The organism is Pseudidiomarina aquimaris (assembly GCF_003987395.1).
GTDB classification, from domain to species: domain Bacteria; phylum Pseudomonadota; class Gammaproteobacteria; order Enterobacterales; family Alteromonadaceae; genus Pseudidiomarina; species Pseudidiomarina aquimaris.
Window position 1 is genome coordinate 152,181 of the sequence record NZ_PIPT01000007.1, and the last position, 18,888, is coordinate 171,068.

Annotated in this window: 22 protein-coding genes; 8 read left to right on the plus strand and 14 right to left on the minus strand. The window is 50.1% G+C overall.

The window, feature by feature from the left end; genetic code table 11:
• The gene (locus CWE21_RS09955) at nt 1-657 is read left to right on the plus strand and encodes an alpha/beta hydrolase (protein ID WP_126834294.1); all 657 of its coding nucleotides are present in this window, start codon (nt 1-3) and stop codon (nt 655-657) included.
• On the opposite strand, the gene CWE21_RS09960 is transcribed toward CWE21_RS09955, so the two are convergent.
• The 4 genes from CWE21_RS09960 to CWE21_RS09975 all read right to left on the minus strand — a co-directional run bounded on the left by CWE21_RS09960 (nt 640) and on the right by CWE21_RS09975 (nt 4,392).
• Nucleotides 640-1,725: an ATP-grasp domain-containing protein gene (locus tag CWE21_RS09960; protein ID WP_126834295.1), complete on the minus strand. Its 1,086-nt coding sequence runs from the start codon at nt 1,723-1,725 to the stop codon at nt 640-642. The two genes, CWE21_RS09955 and CWE21_RS09960, sit on opposite strands and share 18 nt — an antisense overlap.
• On the minus strand, nt 1,722-2,216 hold the full coding sequence (purE, locus tag CWE21_RS09965) for a 5-(carboxyamino)imidazole ribonucleotide mutase (protein WP_126834296.1): 495 nt from the start codon (nt 2,214-2,216) through the stop codon (nt 1,722-1,724). The genes CWE21_RS09960 and purE overlap by 4 nt, the downstream gene beginning before the upstream one ends.
• Nucleotides 2,217-2,273: 57 nt before the next feature.
• The gene (locus CWE21_RS09970; RefSeq protein ID WP_126834297.1) at nt 2,274-3,287 is read right to left on the minus strand and encodes a GGDEF domain-containing protein; all 1,014 of its coding nucleotides are present in this window, start codon (nt 3,285-3,287) and stop codon (nt 2,274-2,276) included.
• Nucleotides 3,288-3,348: 61 nt separating this feature from the next.
• On the minus strand, nt 3,349-4,392 hold the full coding sequence (locus CWE21_RS09975; RefSeq protein ID WP_126834298.1) for a GGDEF domain-containing protein: 1,044 nt from the start codon (nt 4,390-4,392) through the stop codon (nt 3,349-3,351).
• A gap of 108 nt (nt 4,393-4,500) precedes the next feature.
• Between CWE21_RS09975 and CWE21_RS09980 the strand changes: the two genes are divergently transcribed.
• Together CWE21_RS09980 and CWE21_RS09985 are read left to right on the plus strand one after the other, a co-directional pair.
• On the plus strand, nt 4,501-5,049 hold the full coding sequence (locus tag CWE21_RS09980) for a hydrolase (protein ID WP_126834299.1): 549 nt from the start codon (nt 4,501-4,503) through the stop codon (nt 5,047-5,049).
• A 199-nt stretch (nt 5,050-5,248) separates the two neighbouring features.
• On the plus strand, nt 5,249-5,455 hold the full coding sequence (locus tag CWE21_RS09985; protein WP_126772172.1) for a cold-shock protein: 207 nt from the start codon (nt 5,249-5,251) through the stop codon (nt 5,453-5,455).
• A 65-nt stretch (nt 5,456-5,520) separates the two neighbouring features.
• Here CWE21_RS09985 and cysE read toward each other — a convergent pair whose 3' ends face one another.
• The gene (gene cysE, locus CWE21_RS09990) at nt 5,521-6,333 is read right to left on the minus strand and encodes a serine O-acetyltransferase (RefSeq protein ID WP_126834300.1); all 813 of its coding nucleotides are present in this window, start codon (nt 6,331-6,333) and stop codon (nt 5,521-5,523) included.
• Between the two features lie 167 nt (nt 6,334-6,500).
• On the opposite strand from cysE, the gene CWE21_RS09995 reads away from it, so the two are divergent.
• On the plus strand, nt 6,501-7,799 hold the full coding sequence (locus tag CWE21_RS09995; RefSeq protein ID WP_420821131.1) for a metal-dependent hydrolase family protein: 1,299 nt from the start codon (nt 6,501-6,503) through the stop codon (nt 7,797-7,799).
• Here CWE21_RS09995 and CWE21_RS10000 read toward each other — a convergent pair.
• From CWE21_RS10000 to CWE21_RS10010, 3 genes are all read right to left on the minus strand, one after another.
• Entirely contained in the window at nt 7,792-8,250 is a 459-nt protein-coding gene (locus tag CWE21_RS10000; RefSeq protein ID WP_126834302.1) for a DUF2489 domain-containing protein, read from the minus strand. The genes CWE21_RS09995 and CWE21_RS10000 overlap by 8 nt on opposite strands.
• A complete protein-coding gene (gene yihI, locus CWE21_RS10005; protein WP_126834303.1) occupies nt 8,243-8,725 on the minus strand; it encodes a Der GTPase-activating protein YihI in 483 nt (160 codons plus the stop codon). The genes CWE21_RS10000 and yihI overlap by 8 nt, the downstream gene beginning before the upstream one ends.
• A gap of 541 nt (nt 8,726-9,266) precedes the next feature.
• Nucleotides 9,267-9,893, minus strand: a complete 627-nt coding sequence (locus CWE21_RS10010; RefSeq protein ID WP_126834304.1) for a c-type cytochrome — start codon at nt 9,891-9,893, stop codon at nt 9,267-9,269.
• 113 nt (nt 9,894-10,006) lie between these two features.
• On the opposite strand from CWE21_RS10010, the gene yihA reads away from it, so the two are divergent.
• Together yihA and CWE21_RS10020 are read left to right on the plus strand one after the other, a co-directional pair.
• The gene (gene yihA / locus CWE21_RS10015; protein WP_126834305.1) at nt 10,007-10,621 is read left to right on the plus strand and encodes a ribosome biogenesis GTP-binding protein YihA/YsxC; all 615 of its coding nucleotides are present in this window, start codon (nt 10,007-10,009) and stop codon (nt 10,619-10,621) included.
• Nucleotides 10,611-11,513: a DMT family transporter gene (locus CWE21_RS10020; RefSeq protein WP_126834306.1), complete on the plus strand. Its 903-nt coding sequence runs from the start codon at nt 10,611-10,613 to the stop codon at nt 11,511-11,513. Before yihA ends, CWE21_RS10020 begins: the two co-directional genes overlap by 11 nt.
• Nucleotides 11,514-11,704: 191 nt before the next feature.
• Here the strand turns inward: CWE21_RS10020 and polA are convergent, their stop codons facing one another.
• A complete protein-coding gene (gene polA / locus CWE21_RS10025) occupies nt 11,705-14,479 on the minus strand; it encodes a DNA polymerase I (RefSeq protein WP_126834307.1) in 2,775 nt (924 codons plus the stop codon).
• Between the two features lie 548 nt (nt 14,480-15,027).
• On the opposite strand from polA, the gene CWE21_RS10030 reads away from it, so the two are divergent.
• Nucleotides 15,028-15,291 carry a hypothetical protein gene (locus CWE21_RS10030; protein ID WP_126834308.1) on the plus strand — a complete coding sequence of 88 codons (264 nt, stop codon included), beginning with the start codon at nt 15,028-15,030 and terminating at the stop codon, nt 15,289-15,291.
• Here the strand turns inward: CWE21_RS10030 and aroE are convergent.
• Nucleotides 15,288-16,124: a shikimate dehydrogenase gene (gene aroE / locus CWE21_RS10035; protein WP_198675104.1), complete on the minus strand. Its 837-nt coding sequence runs from the start codon at nt 16,122-16,124 to the stop codon at nt 15,288-15,290. The genes CWE21_RS10030 and aroE overlap by 4 nt on opposite strands.
• On the opposite strand from aroE, the gene CWE21_RS10040 reads away from it, so the two are divergent.
• Nucleotides 16,123-16,536 (plus strand): group II truncated hemoglobin, encoded by a 414-nt coding sequence (locus CWE21_RS10040; protein ID WP_126834309.1) that lies wholly within the window; start codon nt 16,123-16,125, stop codon nt 16,534-16,536. The two genes, aroE and CWE21_RS10040, sit on opposite strands and share 2 nt — an antisense overlap.
• Here the strand turns inward: CWE21_RS10040 and hemF are convergent.
• Genes hemF through CWE21_RS10060 form a run of 4 tightly spaced genes read right to left on the minus strand, consistent with a single transcriptional unit; the run spans nt 16,533 to nt 18,887 of the window.
• Complete coding sequence (gene hemF, locus CWE21_RS10045) at nt 16,533-17,450, minus strand: oxygen-dependent coproporphyrinogen oxidase (protein ID WP_126834310.1); 918 nt, start codon at nt 17,448-17,450, stop codon at nt 16,533-16,535. The two genes, CWE21_RS10040 and hemF, sit on opposite strands and share 4 nt — an antisense overlap.
• A gap of 2 nt (nt 17,451-17,452) precedes the next feature.
• Complete coding sequence (tsaC, locus tag CWE21_RS10050) at nt 17,453-18,004, minus strand: L-threonylcarbamoyladenylate synthase type 1 TsaC (RefSeq protein WP_126834311.1); 552 nt, start codon at nt 18,002-18,004, stop codon at nt 17,453-17,455.
• A gap of 13 nt (nt 18,005-18,017) precedes the next feature.
• Nucleotides 18,018-18,413, minus strand: a complete 396-nt coding sequence (locus CWE21_RS13600) for a DNA topoisomerase family protein (protein ID WP_126834312.1) — start codon at nt 18,411-18,413, stop codon at nt 18,018-18,020.
• Nucleotides 18,414-18,887 (minus strand): DUF494 family protein, encoded by a 474-nt coding sequence (locus CWE21_RS10060; RefSeq protein WP_126834313.1) that lies wholly within the window; start codon nt 18,885-18,887, stop codon nt 18,414-18,416.
• Nucleotide 18,888 lies beyond the last annotated feature (1 nt).

Genomic DNA, 18,888 nt, shown 5'->3' on the forward strand with positions numbered 1-18,888 from the left:
ATGGCCCTTTTGCCATGTGTTGAAATCGAGCCGAATGAACCCGCTAACCGTGCCATTATTTGGCTACACGGGTTAGGCGCAGACGGTAATGACTTTGCCCCGATTGTCCCGCACATTCAAGCGCCAGCGGGCGCCCACATTCGCTTTGTGTTTCCTCATGCACCGCAGATGCCCGTCACCATCAATGGTGGCATGCGTATGCCTGCTTGGTACGATATTTTAGAAATGTCGATTGCACGGAAAGTGGATGATGCGCAATTACGCGCCTCGGCAGCCGCCATACGCGATCTTATTGCGCGTGAACAAGAGCGTGGTATTGCGGCCGAGCATATTATTCTGGCAGGCTTTTCACAAGGCGGCGCGGTGGCGTACGAGACAGCATTAACCCACAACGAAAAGCTCGGTGGTTTGATGGCACTCTCCACTTATTTGGCGACCCATGAATCTATCGCACTCGACCCAGCCAACAAAGAGCTTCCGATTCTCATTCAGCACGGCAGCCAAGACCCGGTGGTACCCGAGTCACTCGGCAAGCATGCCTATCAGTGGCTTACCGAGCAAGGCTATCATGCGGAGTATCAAAGCTTCCAGATGCAGCACCAAGTCTGTGCCGAACAGATCGTTGCTATCAATAAGTGGTTAAGCGAGCACCTGTAAACGCTCGCGCCATTGCTTGACCCAAGTTTTCGCAGTCGCTAAGTTCGCGGTACGAATATTCACGTGCCCGACTTTGCGACCCGGTCTAGGATCCTTGTTATACCAATGACATTGGGCGTCTTGATGGTGCCACAACCCTACTGGAATTTGCTGGGCGCCAATAACGTTCAGCATCAGCGTGGGTTCGATATGCAACTGTGGGAACGGCATGCCGGTAAGCGCGCGCATGTGTAAGTCGAATTGACTGCAATTCGCGCCACTCATGGTCCAGTGTCCCGAGTTGTGGACCCGCGGCGCCACTTCATTAATCAATAACTCAGCTTCTTTGCCTTCGCCGACGACAAAAAATTCAATTGCGAACACACCTACATAATTCAGTGCCGTGGTTAAGCGGTGAAAGGCTTCTTCAGCTTGCTGCTGCAGTGCTTCCGGCACCTCATCTATACCGCCTAAGCTGTAGCTCAGAATACCTTGGGTGTGAACGTTGGTGATCAACGGATAACAGCAAACGCTGCCATCTTTTCCGCGAGCGCCGACCAACGAAACTTCCTTATTGAAAGGAATCATATGCTCGGCAATACCTGGCTCTTTGCCCGCTTCTGCAGCGAGCGCCTGAATGTCATCGCCGGGTTTAAAGCGCCATTGGCCCTTGCCGTCGTATCCACCGCGAGCCGCCTTCAGTACCAGCGGCTGCTCGGCTTTGCTCAAGAGCTTCTCTAATTCGCTCACCGTGCCATAACTTTGCCATGGCGAGGTGCCAACGCGGCAATCGTCGAACAATTTTTTCTCTGCACGGCGGTCGGTCAGGCTTTTGATCCGTGCCGGGTCCATAAGGAATTTGTCGTGTGCCGCAGCGATAACATCAGCAGGAATCGCTTCATGTTCCCAACTCACGACATCGGCCCAGTCAATTGCTTCAGCGAGCGTCCATGGCAAAGCGACATGCGCAGAAAGTGGCTTCACTTCTTGCGTGCGCGTGCTGAATAGCAGGCATTCATGGCCATGGCTGATGCCACTGGCGCCTAACATTTGACCTAATTGGCCATCACCGACAAACAACACCTTCATGCGTCAGGTAACTCCAGTTTTGGACCGTTCATCACTTTTTCTTTTTGTGCCTTACGAAACGCATTTACATTCTCGCGCACCGCCGCGTCCGTGGTACCGATGATTTGTGCTGCCAACAAGCCCGCATTTGCGGCGCCTGCCTGGCCAATCGCCAGTGTACCAACAGCCACGCCTTTCGGCATTTGTACAATCGACAATAAGCTATCCAAGCCTTTCAATTGCTTACTTGGTACTGGAACGCCCAGCACTGGAATGGCCGTGTACGCAGCCAGCATACCCGGCAGATGGGCAGCGCCACCGGCGCCAGCAATGACGACAGGAACACCATCTTGCTCGGCTTGCGCCATCGATGATTTAAGAAGATCAGGGGTTCGGTGTGCAGACACAACCTCAGCGCGCCACTCAACACCAAGGTCTTTCAGCATTTGTGCGGCATGTTGCATAACGGGCCAGTCTGACTGTGAGCCCATAAGAATGAGAACGGGTGCCATGAGCTGCTCCTTTTTGAAAGGTGCGAATTGTAGCTAGGCACGCCGCTCGGTGCAAATTTATTGTGCGACTTTTAGCCGGTTGCGGCCTTGGCTTTTGGCTTGGTAAAGCGCAGAATCCGCGGCTTCCATCCATTCGCCCCACTGCTGACCGGCTTTTAACTCTGCGAGCCCACCGCTTGCCGTAACGGTCACTGTAAGCGACTTCACGGTAAACGGGTCGTGTCGGATACGATCGAGAATATCGGTGGCGACGTCCGCTGCTGCTTTCCTTGCCGTGTTTGGCATAATCACCACAAACTCCGCGCCACTGCTACGGATCACACTATCATGCTCGCGCGCGGCGTTGCGGATGCGGCGCGCTGCCTCTTCGAGCACTTTATCGCCGAATAGGTAGCCATAGCGATCGTTGACACTCTGGAACGAGTCCATATCAATTTGCAATAGCGAAACAGGCTTCTTCGCTCGTTCAGATTTTTGGATTGCCTGCATCACCATATCACTTAGATACTCGCGTTTAATGCAGCCTGTTAACGAGTCGGTCGCAGCTGCGGTAAAGAGCTTACGCTGCATGCTACTCATCATGATCAAAAACGCCGCACCGACACCAATAAGCACCAACATTGACACTGCGACACGCCACGCATAGTCAAAGGGTAACACTTGATAAATGACGGCGGCGAACAAGGCATAAATAAGCATGATGACCAACACAAAGATGGTCTTATCGAACATAAAGAAGACCATCGCAAGTATCGGGTACATCCAATACACGCCCATGATGCCGGCAGACTTCATCGATACGCTGACGAGCGTCCCTAAACAACAGATAACCAAGAAGTTAATCCACTGCGGTGCGAGCTCGTTGCGGTAAAGGTAGCCAATTAAAATAAAGCCAATAGCCACACAGAATAATGCGGCTGCCGCAGCATAACTTCCTTCGAGAGCTGAGTAGATAGAAGTGCCAGCGATGACCAATCCAGAACCAAAGTAGATGGTACGCATTGCCAGCAGGCGGAAGTGTTGCCACAAATCGAAGGTCGCAGATGGGCTAGTTGTAGATACTGGCGTCATAATTATGTCCGAATTCGTTTTTATGCTGTTAACTTTAACTGCTTTCTGATTATTTGCCTAGCTAGGTTATGGCCTGAGCCTCTGGCTTCGCTTTACTGACCTTACGCACTTGATTTCTACCCTTACGTTTGGCTTCAAGTAAAGCAGTATCTGCAGCGTTTAGCCACTCTACCCAGGTTTGTCCTTTGCTTAGCTCAGCGACACCGAGCGACATGGTAATAGAGACTGTTGCGTTTTTGCCGTTAAAAGCCGTATCGGCAACCAAAGCGCGCAATTTTTCCGCCGCCCGCATCGCTTCTTCGAGCTTGGTCGAGGGAAGAACAATTAAAAATTCTTCGCCGCCAACTCGAAATAATTGGTCTTCTTTCCGCAACACAGTGCGCATGCGCTCGGCAACCTGCTTGAGAATTTGGTCACCAAACAAGTGACCATGTTGGTCATTTAATTGCTTAAAATGGTCGAGATCAGCCATCACCAAGGTCGCTGCACGGCCGTAGCGCGCGTTGCTATAAATCGATTGTTCTAAAACTTGGGTGACGAGGTGCCGATTGTTCAACCCCGTTAAGGTGTCCGTCACTACCATTTTTCGTAATAGCTTTTGCAGCTCAGTGAGCAAAACGACGAACACCGAACCCAACACACAAATAATTACTAAAGTCGTGGCAATCCGCCAACCATCGTCAAGGGGCATCGTCAGTACAGCGGTCGCTGAAAAAATAAGGGTCAGCGCAACTGCGGCAACAATACCGGCTGCGCCGCTAAATACGAAAAAGCAGGCAACCAGAAGAGGGTAGGTCCAGTAAACGCCAATATGTCCGTTTAAATAAATGGACATCACGCTAATAACGGTCAGTAAGGCGACAAATACAACGCGGATAAGAATTGGAATGCGCTGGCCTTGGTAGCGCCATGCCATCATCGTAAAGAAAATGCCTGCGGCAAGAATAACTAAAGCTTGTGCGGTATTACCCAAGAGGAATTGCGCGATCGACAAAAGCAGCTCAGTGATACCACCCGCCCAAATGATGTTCCCGGTGACCTTGATTTTGAACTTCTGCAACAGCTCATCTGCAGAAGCGTGTGATTTCGTAACTGTCCGCTGCATCAGATTTCCCAGTCCTTTGTCTCAAAGCTATCGCCTAGTTCTAGGAATAGCAAGCCGAATGCGGCACAATGCTCGTATCATCATGGGTTATTTTCACGAGGTTTTATCATGCTACTCAATGCTAGCGACAGTCTTATTGTGATTGTTGATGTGCAAGAAAAGCTTGCGCCAGTTATTCATCAACGCGATCAGCTTATTGGTCGTATGCGTTGGTTAGGTGAAATCGCCAATGAATTATCTGTCTCCATGGTGGTCACCGAGCAATACCCAAAAGGGCTGGGCATAAGTGTAGACGATTTATCCGCGGTGATAGAAAACTCCCGCGTGATTGAGAAAATGCACTTCAGCGCCTGGCAAGAGCCAGCCTTTGTCGATGCTGTGCAACAAGCCGAGAAGCGCCAAATTGTACTGATGGGCATGGAAACCCACGTCTGCATTCTACAAACCGCCATTGATATGAAGGCTGCTGGTTATTCGGTGTTTGTTGTCGAAGATGCCGTCGGCTCACGTCGTGAGACTGATAAACAAGCTGGCTTAGCACGGCTACGGCAGCACAATATCGAAATCATTACTTCGGAAATGGCCGCCTACGAATGGCTGCACCGCAGTGGCAATGATACTTTCCGTCATATCACCAAGAACTGGATCCGAGGATAAGCTTTAGATCTTGCTAAAAAACTTCATTTGACAGGGGATTAATTGAGCGTATACTGAACGCCGCTAGAAAAATTCGGCTGTCTAATTGTGGCCTGTTACGAAGTCTATTGCTGTACCTCGTTTTGTAAGTCCCAAGTAATACACGTATTTTTATTAGCAAGACCCTAGATTTTCACATGCATTACGAGGAATATTCAGCATGTCTACTGTAACTGGTAAAGTAAAATTCTTTAACGAAGCTAAAGGTTTCGGTTTCATCGAGCAAGAGCAAGGCGCAGACGTATTCGTACATTTCAGCGCTATCCAGTCTGAAGGTTTCAAAACCTTAGCTGAAGGTCAAACTGTACAGTTTACCATCGCTCAAGGCCCTAAAGGTCCACAAGCTGAAAACGTAGTACCTATGTAAGACGTTGCTTTCGCAACGCATTTAGCGAAACGAATTTTAAGAAGCCGCTCATTGAGCGGCTTTTTTTATGACTTGTCCTGCTCTGATTCAGGCTCTTGTTTGCGCCGTTCAGCAGCCTCCTGTTCCGCCGAAATAAAATCCATATCGTCCATCTCGACTTCTGGTATTTCTTCGCAGACGTTCCCACCAAGCTGATTCACTGCACTGCACAGATCCCCTACTTTTTGATCGAGCAAATGTACATGGTCGAGCATACGGCCTATAGCAGTGGCAACGGGGTCAGGGTTATCTGGTGAAATCGCATAAGCATCAAAGCCATACTGCTTGGCCATCGCCGCACGCCGTTCATTAACTTCTTTGCTTACTTTGGTATGTGCCACACGCGCAGGTATCCCCACCACTGTCGTTTCATCCGGCACATCTTTCACCACGACTGCATTAGAGCCTATCCGCGCTGTTTGACCGATGGTTACTGGGCCAAGCACCTTTGCGCCGGCACCAATGACTACGCCATCTTTCAGGGTTGGATGACGCTTGCCTTGGTTCCAGCTCGTTCCACCTAAGGTGACGCCATGATAGATAGTAACGTCATCGCCAATTTCGGCAGTTTCGCCAATAACCACGCCCATACCATGATCAATAAAGAAACGGCGACCGATGCGCGCACCCGGGTGTATCTCGATACCCGTGAGCCAACGCGCCAACGTCGAAGTAAAGCGCGCCAGCCAGTAGAAACGCCAACTCCAAAGCTTATGGCTAAGGCGGTGCCACCAGATAGCATGTAGCCCTGGATAGGTGGTTAGTACCTCAAACCAATTACGCGCCGCTGGGTCACGGGCGTAAACGCTTTGAATATCTTCGCGGATGCGCTGAAACATAAGGCTCTGATCCTAAACTTGTACTTGAAGGTTAAGTATACCAATTTCCGCCCCCTTGCGTTAACCGTGCTGTTTTCTGCGGTAACTTTAAGGCGCTTTGCTTGCCATCGTTTGGCGGAAAGGCGTAAGGTGAAGAATTCATCAGCAGCAAACAGAGGACTCCAATGATGACCAAGAAAACGCCCCTAGCCTTAATAACGGCGAGCTTGCTCGCTGCGAGTACGCTTGCCCATGCCGATACTCTGATCTACGCAGGGCAGCTGATTGACGGTACGGGTGCAGCGCCGGTTGAGGATCAAACCATCATTATCGCCGACGGTCGCATCAAAGCAATTGTCGATGGTTTTCAACAGGCAACTGCCGATGATGACGTGATTGACCGTCGCAATGGCACGGTCATGCCTGGGTTTATCGACATGCACACGCACCTCACCTCTGAGATGTCACAAGGCAGTTATATTCACAAGTTCACCAAGAGTGCCGCTGATGTCACCCTCGACTCGGTCAACTACGCGAAGAAGACCTTACATGCCGGCTTCACCACCGTACGTGACTTGGGCGACTCTTATGATGCCAGTATTGCTTTGCGTAACGCGGTCAATGCCGGAAAAGTTGAAGGCCCACGGATCTTCACCTCTGGTAAATCGATTGCCACAACAGGCGGTCATGCAGACCCGACCAACGGTGCAAAGGCCGACCTCTACCCTTCACCTACCCCAGCTGACGGTGTCATCAATGGCCCGTATGAAGCGCGTGAAGCGGTCCGAGCTCGCTATCAAGACGGCGCAGATCTAATTAAACTGACGGTAACCGGCGGTGTCCTGAGTGTGGCGAAAAGTGGCCAAAACCCGCAGTTCATGATGGATGAAATTGAAGGTATCGTAAACACAGCCCGTGATTATGAAATGAAAGTCACCGTCCACGCCCACGGTAAAGAAGGCATGTTGCGTGCCATCAAAGCGGGCGTCAATTCGATTGAACATGGTACCTACATGGACCAGGAAGTGATGGATGCCATGAAAGCCAAAGGCGTCTATTACGTGCCGACCATTACCGCTGGCAAATCTGTCGCAGAACGCGCAGAAATTCCGGGATACTTCCCGAAACTGGTAGAGCCGAAAGCTAAGGCCATTGGTCCGAAGATCCAAGGCACCTTTGCCGAAGCATACAAGCAAGGGGTGAAAATCGCCTTCGGTACCGACGCTGGGGTGTTTGACCACGGTGAAAACGCCCGCGAATTTGGTTATATGGTCGAAGCCGGCATGCCTGCATTAGAAGCCATCAAAGCCGCAACCTTCGAGGCCGCTACTTTGCTGGGTACCATCGATGACTTTGGTACTTTAGAGGTCGGCAAGCGCGCCGATGTGGTGGCCACTGAAGGCAACCCGCTGGAAAACATCGACGCGTTGAGTCATCTTAACCTGGTGATGAAAGACGGTAAGGTGTACAAAAATACCGTTAACTAAAATCCTTTAACAGTTGGCGGACGTCAGCCAGTATGACGTCCTCCAACTCTTTCTCATAACCTTCCCGCTCATCATCCATTTTGCGGATCTCAGCCTTTGGATACTGCTTTCGCGCTTCATGCGTAGGCATATGCTTAATACGCTCATACATTGAGTGTAAACCGCTATAGCGCTCGGCGTAATCGATCTTGCTGGGCTCTACTCGTAGATCGAGCAGTACTACCAAGCGTAACGCTCCCTCTGACAATGGACACTGACCTTGGTCCATGGCTTTGGCGATGGTCACGATACTCTCATGCAAACGCTCGTTACGTTTGCCTATGGCCTCATCGCGGCGCTTGTTTTGGCTCTGCAATTGACTCAGTAGGCGGCCCGCAATAAACGCTAGTATGGCAATCGTTACGACGCCAACAACTAACAGCGCCCAAGTCCACCATGGTAATTCAGACATCACTATCCTCCCAGTCGTCGTCTTCATCGTCGTCGAGAGTCAGGCCTAACTGTTCAGCTAACTGCTCAAACCGCTCGGTACGTTCATCTACGTACGCTTCTTCGCTCGCACTTAGATCTTCGCCGTCTTCAATAGCCGCGAGTAAACGCTGTAATTCGGGATCATTTTCTAAACTGCGGAGTTCAGCTTCTAGGGTGGCTTGGTCAAGTCTCGGTTGCGCAGTGGCAGGCGTAACGGGGGCGTTTGTCGACACCAGCTGAATCGGCTTTTTACTGCCAAAACGCGGATCGTCAGCTGCCTTGCTGCCTGCTTTTGGCGCCTTGGAAGCCCCTGAAGCCACATTAAAGCGTGACCCCGGCTTCTTACCCTTACCTTTGTGCTTGGTTGGCTCTGGTGAGCTGCGTTTTAGCTCTTCTTTGGATTTCTTCGGCGCAGCGAGCGGGCCTGTTTTGCGCGTCTTCTTTTTACGTGTCATATACGATGAGGTTCCAATGGAATGAATACACGTAGTTTAACTTACAGCGGCGCAAAATAAAAAGGCGATGCCGAAGCATCGCCTAGGGTATTCTCTCTTTCTCACACAGCGCACGTGCGATTCACGAGAACGGTTGTCAATTCATCCATGTTTTTAATTATAACTTCCGTGAGGTTTTTTATTATTATTGTTATTTTTTCGCGCATTAACCGAACATTATGATTGTTATTGTTTGCTTGGCTAAAGGTGGCCTCCTGGCCTATTCTTATTCCCTGGATTAAAACTGTAAGTTGCTTAAGCAACCGTTGGGTGACGCTTCGCAGCAGTTCCCGTCATTTGGAATGGCATTCAGACTACTGAATCGAAATATTTATTCAATGATTTTTATGATCTAAAAAACCTCTTTTTTATACCCTATTGGTTTATAGCTTGGTTTTCAAAGGCTTTCTTACGCGTTTTTGGTAACATAAAAACAAAAAAGCAGCATTTCCATGCTGCTTTTTTCAGTCAAATCGTCTTGAAACGCACTCTAAGGCCGTTATTAATAAAGACCTTGGATATATTGCGACAAGATTTCGATATCCTTGTCAGTCAGTTTTGCGGCCACATCACGCATCATGCCGTTCATGTCATTAGCACGCTCGCCGCTGCGGAACATTTCCAGTTGTGCTTTCAAGTAAGCTGCGTGCTGCCCTGAAACGTCTGGGAACTTCGCAAGACCCATGCCATCACCGCGCGGACCGTGACATGCTACACAAGCGGCGATTTTACGTTCTTCGTCTCCGCCCATGTACAATGCTTGTCCAGCAGCAACCACATCTTCCGGTGCGCTGCCCTGCATTGGATCTTGGCTAGCGAAGTACGCCGCTAAATCAGCGATGTCTTGATCGCTCAAATTCATCACTTGGCCCTGCATGATGGCGTTCGCACGGCCTTGCTCACCGCCCGTTTCGGCCGCGAGTTTATAATCGTGCAGTTGTTTCTCGATGTACGAAGCATGCTGCCCGTTCAGTTTAGGGTACATATCTGAAGGCGAGCTACCAGTTGGACCATGGCATGCAGCACAAACCTGCGATTTTTGTTTGCCTGCTTCAGCATCACCTTCAGCGGCCATTACGGCACCGGTGAGACCAAGGTACAGCCCAACGAACAATGCGATTTTTTTCATGATCGATATCTCTGCTCTGGATGTTGTAACAGACGCTATTTTACACAAAACTTCTAAGGATTAAACGCCTAATCGTGATAGTATAAGCATTCCTTCAAAGCATTTTAGAACTCATGGAACCTACAAACCTTAACTTTCAGCCGACAGTGTTCGTCACCAGCGCCGCAGATATCCGTCAACTACCAAGTGATGACGGCGTCGAAATTGCCTTTGCTGGCCGCTCCAATGCAGGAAAATCAAGTGCGCTTAATACTTTGACGCGCCAGCGTAACCTTGCACGTACGAGTAAAACGCCGGGGCGCACGCAATTGATCAATGTGTTTGAGGTTTTGCCTGGTAAACGCCTTATCGACTTACCGGGTTATGGCTATGCCAAAGTTCCGATCGCAGTGAAAGAGAAATGGCAACGCGCATTAAGTGAATACCTACAAAAGCGTGAGTCCTTGCGCGGTTTGGTACTGCTTATGGATATTCGCCACCCGTTCCGTGATGTTGACCAAGAATTGCTGCATTGGGCGACTGACTGCGAAATCCCCGTGTTGGTATTGCTCACCAAAGCAGACAAACTCAAGCCTGGCCCACGTAAATCGACACTACTGAAAGCACGTGAAGCGGTATTGGTGTTTGGCGGTGACGTTACCGTGGAAATGTTTTCCTCGCTCAACAAGCTTGGTCTGCCACAAGTTGAAACCAAGCTAACCGAATGGTTAGTGCAGCATGACGAGTGAGACGCCACCGCTAAAGGCTTGGTTACTGCTTGGCTTACTCGCACTTATTTGGGGCAGCTCGTTTCTACTGATCAAAAAAGGCCTGCTCGGCTTCGCCCCTGATCAACTCGCAGCTATTCGCATCGCCTCAGCTGGCTTCGTGTTACTCCCCTTTATTTTAAAACGCTTCAAAACGGTGCAGCCCCATCATTGGCTCAAGCTTATTTGCGTGGGTTTGGTTGGTAGCTTTATTCCGGCGTTTTTGTTTGCCTTTGCGCAAACCGAACTCCCTTCCGGCGTCACGGGCGTACTGAATACCTTTACCCCGTTAGCCACATTAATTATCGGCATCGCTTTGTTCAAGCAAACGGCTTTAGTGCAGCAGTGGATCGGTGTAGTGATCGGTTTGGTCGGTACATTATTGCTGGTCACTGCTACGGCCAACGGCGACTTTGAATTCAATCGTTACGGTTTGCTGATTATTGCGGCGACCATCTGCTATGGCCTCAATTTAAACCTGATCAAGCACCATATTCCGGATTTAGGGGCCTTGACCATCACTGGGGTGTCGCTATTTTTAGTAGCGCCCGCTGCGCTCATCTATCTCCTTTTCGCCACTCCGTTTACCGCACAAGTCACGCAACCTGAATTATGGTTTCCGCTCGGTGCCATTTTAGTACTCGGTATAATCGGCACAGCCATGGCATTAGTGATATTCAACACGGTAGTGAAAATAACGGATACAACCTTTACTAGCTCGGTGACTTATCTCATTCCGATCGTAGCGCTAATCCTAGGTATCCTTGACGGAGAGCCATTCTTCATACAACAAGGTGTTGGACTTGCGGCAATTTTAAGTGGCGTGTGGATTGCCAATAGACGGAAGCGCCAACCGTTTAATACGCAGCGCTAGAAAAGAAAAAGCCCGGCACATAGGCCGGGCAAAAAACTTACAATCCAGGGAGAGAACATCTCTGAAAGGACTTCGCAAACGGAACAAATAAACTCGTTTAATGCGCCTTTCACTAACTCTGACTGGTTGTTTTTTGATTAGTTCAAAAAAATTCCAAATTTCTGAAAAAAGTTTTTTGGCGGAGCAAATCGTTAGTGTGCCTCGTCCCAGTTTGCGCCCACTCCAGCCTCTGCGATGAGCGGCACATCGAGCTCAACCGCTGCTTCCATTATTTCGACTAACTGCTGTTGTAGTTGTTCAACAAACTCTTCTTTTACTTCAAACACCAGTTCATCGTGGACCTGCATGATCAGCCAAGCTTGCTCGTCCTTCACCTCTTGATGCATGAACTCTGCCACTTTGATCATCGCATACTTAATAATGTCGGCTGCGGTGCCTTGCATCGGCGCATTAATCGCAGCACGCTCTGCAGCTTTGCGGCGGGCACCATTTTGCGCGCGGATTTCCGGCAAATGCAGGCGACGCCCAAATAACGTTTCGACATAGCCGTCTCGCTTTGCTTGTTGCCGCGTACGCTCCATATAGTCTTGCACCCCTGGGAAGCGTTCAAAATATTTATCCATATACTTTTGCGCTTCGTTGCGAGGAATATCCAGTTGCCGTGCTAAGCCAAAGGCCGACATACCATAAATAAGTCCAAAGTTGACCGCTTTGGCACGCCGACGTTGTTCACTGGTTACCTCTTCGAGACTCACGCCGAAGACCTCCGAAGCGGTGGCCTTATGGATATCCCGCCCTTTCGAGAATGCCTCGAGCAAGTTCTTGTCTTGCGACAAGTGCGCCATAATTCGTAGTTCAATCTGACTGTAGTCAATCGCCATAATGCGATATCCCTCAGGCGCGGTAAATGCCTGGCGCACGCGACGCCCTGCTTCAGTGCGAATCGGAATATTCTGTAAGTTTGGATCGCTAGAAGACAAACGCCCGGTCGCTGTCACGGCTTGGTGGTAGGACGTATGAATCCGCTGGGTGCGCGGATTCACCATTTTCGGCAACTTGTCGGTATAGGTCGACTTCAGTTTGCTTAAACCGCGATGTTTCATAATTACATCAGGTAACGGGTAGTCGAGCGCTAATTCTTGCAGCACATCTTCGGCCGTTGAAGGTGCACCTTTCGGCGTCTTCTTGAGAATCGGCAGTTCGAGTTTTTCAAACAAAATCGTTTGTAACTGCTTCGGCGAGCCCAAATTAAACTCTTCACCGGCAATGGTGTAAGCCTGCTCTTCTAATTTGGCCAGCTCAAGTGCAATTTCGTTACTTTGCTTGGCTAACAAGTGCGCATCGATTTGTACGCCCCGCTGCTCCATATCCACCAAGATCGGTAACAGCGGCAATTCAATCTCCATCAGCACACTTAGCAGTGATTTTTCTTTGCTTACCTCGCCCCATAACTTGTCGTGCAGACGTAAAGTAATGTCGGCGTCTTCGGCGGCATATGGAGCGGCTTCATCGAGACCGATTTGGTTAAAGGTCAGTTGCTTGGCGCCTTTGCCGGCGATATCTTCGAAGGATACCGGACGGTGGCCGAGATGTTGCAAGCTAAGACTGTCCATGTCGTGGCGCGACGCGACACTGTTGTACACGTACGAGGCCAACATGGTGTCATTCTTAATACCCGCCAACCTAATCGCGTAACGACGCAAAATATGGCTGTCGTACTTAAGATTCTGGCCTACTTTGGCTGGCTTTTTATTCTCCAACAGAGGCTTTAATTTCTTCAGCACAAGTTCGCGTGACAATTGCTCTGGTGCCCCGGGGTAATCATGCGCAACTGGAACGTAAGCAGCTTTACCCTGTTCGCAAGCAAACGATAGCCCCACTAATTCAGCTTCCATGTAATTCAAGCTGGTGGTTTCAGTGTCAAACGCCCAAACCTCGGCCTGCTCGAGCTTTCTTAGCCAACTATCTAACTTGTCTTCACTCAGAACCACTTCGTAGTTTTCATGACTGACGGCAGCGCTTGGTGTTTCGACCGCGCTCGCCTGACCTTGTTCGGTCACTGGGCCCTCTTGCAGCAACTCGTCAAGCCAACGTTTGAATTCGAGTTCGGTGTAGAGCTCAACCAGTTTGTCGCGATCGGCCGCTTGAATTTCTAATGCTTCCGGGGTGATGCCGTCGAGGTCAACATCGAGTTTAATGGTCGCCAGCTCTCGCGAGAGGAGCAAGATGTCTTTGTGCTCACGCAACTTTTCCGGCATGGTTTTAGCGCCGCGGAAACCTAGTTCGGCGACTTTTTCTGGAGCCTCATACATTGCATCGATTGACTGCATCCCTTGCAGCATCGCCAATGCGGTTTTTTCACCGACCTTCGGTAGTCCCGGAATATTATCCGAGCTATCGCCCATTAGCGCCAAGAAGTCGATAATTTGGCTGGGCGCCACGCCAAACTTGTCTTTCACGCCGGCGTCGTCGAGCAACGTGTTGGTCATCGTATTGATTAACATGACATGTTCGTTGACCAACTGGGCCATATCCTTGTCACCAGTGCTAATCAGTGTGAAACGTCCTTGCTCGCCGGCTTGTTGTGCGAGCGTGCCTATCACATCATCGGCCTCGACGTCGTCAATACAAAGGAGCGGCAAGCCGAGTGCCTTCACGATGGCATGCAAAGGCGCAATTTGTGAGCGCAGGTCGTCCGGCATCGGCGGACGATTCGCTTTGTACTCTTCGTACATGTCGTTGCGAAAAGTTTTACCCTTGGCGTCGAAAACTACCGCCATGTGCGACGGCTTGTACTTTTTGATCAAGCTACGGAGCATATTGACCACACCAAAAATCGCGCCCGTCGGTTCACCGGCACTGGTAGTGATATGTGGCGGTGCATAAAACGCACGAAATAAATAGGAGGAGCCATCCACCAGAATGAACGGGTTTTCGGGAACTTGAGGCGTTTCTTTTGCGGCCATAGTTGCATGCTTTCTAGCTGGGTTACGGATGCCGCTAAGCATGCCACAGTCACTTACGTCTCGCCAGCATTGCCGCGCGGATAAAGGTGATAGTTAGTGTGGATAGCATGTGGATAAGTCTGTTGACAATAGCTTACCCCATCGTGATAAACGGCTCGGCCGTACGATGTCGATACTGGTGTAACCTATTGGTTTTTAGGGGAATTTTGTGACTTCATATTCCCTGACAGCTTTATTTTTTTATTTTGTGTCAGTTGTGGAAACTGATCTTCTGCTTCAAGAAGGTCGTACTACTTATAACGCTTAAGTTTCGTGAAGCTTCGGCTGTTGTCTCAACCAACCGAACAGTAAGACTACCACATGTTGTTCGTTTTACTAGCTGATCGATGATTATTTTTAGAATGTTTTTCGCATATTAAAATGCGCTATTAGATTATTTTGTAATCAGACTTTGCTATTGAACTTTTCTATGAAGATCGTCATATTAGTGAGCGCATAGATCAATTTTTTAGGTCCCAAGTGCTTTTCTGACTAAGGAGTACACAGCCATGAATCATGCACTGACTGAGAGTGTTGATACTACAGTGCAAGAGCGACGTCGTAGTGCCTTTGACTCTAAAGAGTGGTGGCAACGCCTTTCGATGGATCAAAAATTTGGCGTCTATCAGCTAAGCAAGTTTGGCTTTGAACTTGCGTTTATTCGCAATCAAGCGCATGGGCCCTTGGCTGTGGTTCGACGTAATCGCGATTACGCAACAGTCGATCAACTTGGTGACGTCGACTTGAGCCCAAGCATCCAGATTCGCGATTAATTTGCTTCTAACGCGCTCCGGACAGCTGGTAACACTGGTTCCACGTTAGGCAACTGTCCATCATGCCATAACGCAAATGACAGCGCAGCTTGCTCAACCAGCATCCCCAAACCATCAGCCACCTTAGTTGCTCCAGCCGCTTGCGCTTGCTTAAGAAAAGCGGTCGATTGTTTGCCATACATCATATCGTACGCCAGCACACTCTCTTGAAACCACGCCGAATGAATAGGCAACTCAGCACCGCTAAGTGACGCCGACGTGGCATTTACCACAACCCGCTGTACTTGACCGTTTAGGCTTGGCGGCCTTGCTAACTCACTGAACGGTATAGCCTGTAAGTCGTTAAAATCGTCCTGTAATGCGCTGACTTTGGCGGCACTGCGATTACTCATTACCACTCTGGCCCCTGCTTCTTGTAGCGCTTCGATCACACTACTCGCTGCGCCACCGGCACCAATCACAAGCACTTCGTAAGGCAACTCGTCACGCTCTAAAACACGCTGCAAATCGCGCACTAAACCTTCACCATCCGTGGTATCGCCTGCCAGTTGTCCATGTCCCAGGGGTATGAGCGTATTCACTGCGCCAGCATGCGCAGCACGAGGGGTCAAATGAGTGACGACATCTGCAGCTACGGTTTTAAAAGGGACGGTGACATTAGCACCGGCGCCACCGCTGCGAAAAAACTTGGCTACTGCCGCTGCGAAGCCAGCTTTCGATGTTAAACTGCGCGTGTAGTCGAGTTCGATACCGAACTGCTCAGCAAAGCGCTGATGAATTAACGGCGATAAGCTATGTGCAATTGGATTCCCAAAAACAGTAAATTTCATCATGTTGTCATTCTTGAAAAGTAAAAAAACCAGCGGCCCCACCTCGCAGTACGACCAACTTGGTGGCGAACAGGGTGTTCGAGCCATGGCTGAACGCTTCTACGATATCATGGAAAGCGACCCGCGGGCGCAAGATCTACTCGCCCTACACCCTCAGCCGCTCACCACGATTCGCCAAAAGTTTTTCGAGTTTTTAAGTGGTTGGTTGGGTGGACCGCAACTTTTTACTGAAAAGTACGGTCACCCGCAATTGCGCGCTCGCCACCTGCCCTTTCGCATCGATGTGGAAATGCGCGACCAATGGCTGCTGTGCATGTATCAAGTGCTTGACGAGCAGGTCCACGATCAGCTTCTGCACATGCAGTTAAAACAGCAGTTCACGCGCCTTGCCCATCACATGATCAACACCGACTAGAGCTCGTTTAACCAATCTCTCGGGCGCAAGTAATCGGTGTACAATCGCGCTTCGGGACTATCTGCTTCTGGTGTGTAACCATACTCCCAACGCACTAACGGTGGCATCGACATGAGAATCGACTCAGTACGTCCGCCAGTCTGCAGGCCAAATAAGGTACCGCGGTCCCAAACTAAGTTGAACTCAACGTAGCGCCCACGTCGGTAAAGCTGAAAATCACGCTCTCGCTCGCCATAAGGCGTATTTTTGCGACGTTCGATTATTGGCAAATAAGCCTCTAAGTAGGCATCGCCAACAGCCCGCATAATCGCAAAACATTCCTCAAACGGGCGATCGTTCAAGTCATCAAAAAATAGCCCGCCAACGCCACGGGTTTCATCACGGTGTTTCAGCCAAAAGTAGTCATCGCACCAAGCTTTAAACTTCGGATAAAGCTCTGCTCCGAAGGGGTCCAAAGCAGCCTTAGCGACTTGATGCCAATGCTTGATATCTTCATCAAACGGATAGAAAGGGGTTAGATCGAACCCGCCGCCAAACCACCAAACCGGCTCGGCGCCCTCTTTTTCGGCGATAAAAAAGCGAACATTCGCATGGCTCGTGGGCACATAAGGGTTGCTCGGGTGCATTACCAAGCTGACGCCGCAGGCATTAAAGTTACGACCTGCTAATTCAGGTCGATGGGCCGTCGCCGAGGCGGGCATCTGCTCACCGAAAACGTGAGAGAAGCCAACACCGCCTTGCTCGAGAACGGCGCCATCACGCAGCACGCGGGAACGTCCACCGCCACCACCTTCGCGTTGCCAGCTCTCTTCGGCAAAATGTGCGCCGCCATCAGCTTCTTCAAGCGCGCTACAGATTCGGTCCTGGAGACCTTTCAAATAGCTGATAACTTCAGCTAATGCAGGGTGACTCATAGTTAAGCTCGATAAACCTGGTTGGTAAGTGGATCGATGATTTTAGAGGGGCTGGTTGCACCGCCCACTGCGTCATCCATAACCCAAGCAACACGCTCAGCAAAAGTATCTCTAACGGCTTGCGCTGTGGTTAACGATGGTTCACCGGTGTAATTAGCGCTCGTCGACACAATAGCACTGCCAAGCGCACGGCATAGCTGTCGGGCTGGCTCATGTGCGGTAACGCGAACGGCTATTTTGTCGCTCCCGCCGGTTAACCAATCGGGTGTTGCCGGAGCCGCCGGTAATAACAAGGTGATCGGCCCGGGCCAATGCGAAAACACACTAAAACGCTTGTCTTGGGGTATCTTCAAGTCGGCTACAAAAGGCACGAGTTGGCTGTAGTCCGCAGCAAGTAAAATCAAGCCTTTCTCGCGCGGGCGTTGTTTCAATTCCAGTAGCTTTTCGACCGCTTGTTCATTGCGCGGATCGCAGCCTAAGCCAAATACCGCTTCAGTCGGGTAAGCCAAAAGTTCGCCGTCAGCGAAGGCTTGTTTTGCGGCTTGCCAGTCCATTCGATTCTCCTACTCAACGAATCTCTGATTTGTAATCACACTCACTATTACCGCACACAAGGCGCTCACCGGCTGTGGTTCTCTTGCGCAGCAACAACGGATAATTGCAGGTAGGGCATGATTCTGCCACAGGTGGCAGCGGAACTGAAAACTTACATGCTGGATAACCATCGCATGCATAAAAAGAATGGCCAAATCGACTGGTCTTTTGGACTAACTTGCCTTGTTGGCAACTGGGGCAAGACACATCCGTTCCAGGATCAAAATCGGCTGCGGTCATATAGTCACATTCGGGGTAGCCACTACAACCGACAAAAAGGCCATAACGGCCTTTTTTGAGTTGCAGGTCCCGCTGGCACCGGGGGCAAGGTACGCCCAGTGATTGGGGTTCGAGAAAGTTATCGGTCATTTAATGCAATAGACCTTCTGGTTCCTCAAACAGGAGTCCTTCCATCTGATTATAGGCGTCTTCACAACCCGGCACATTGAATAGCACCATCAAGACCACCCACTTCAGATCGTCAAGTGTGACTTCTGGCATGTCGAGTTCCATAACGCGATCCATGACCATTTCGCGGGTTGCGAAATCAAGTACGCCAAGGTTTTCGAGATACAGTAAGAAGCCCCGACTTGCACAATCAAGACGCGCCGTTTCTTCGGCGGTGAACACACGTGTTGCACTGCTTTGAGAACGATTGAGGTAAGGTTTCGTCTGACTGTCCTGTAGGTCGGCCAAACGTTCTAACCACGCTAGCGCTTTGTGAATCTCTTGCTGACGGAAGCCCGCCCGCGTGAGTTCATCAGTGAGCTCGTCGTGATTCACTACCACCTCAACATCCGAGTGGATGAAGTTCTCGAACAGATACATGAGGATATCAAACATC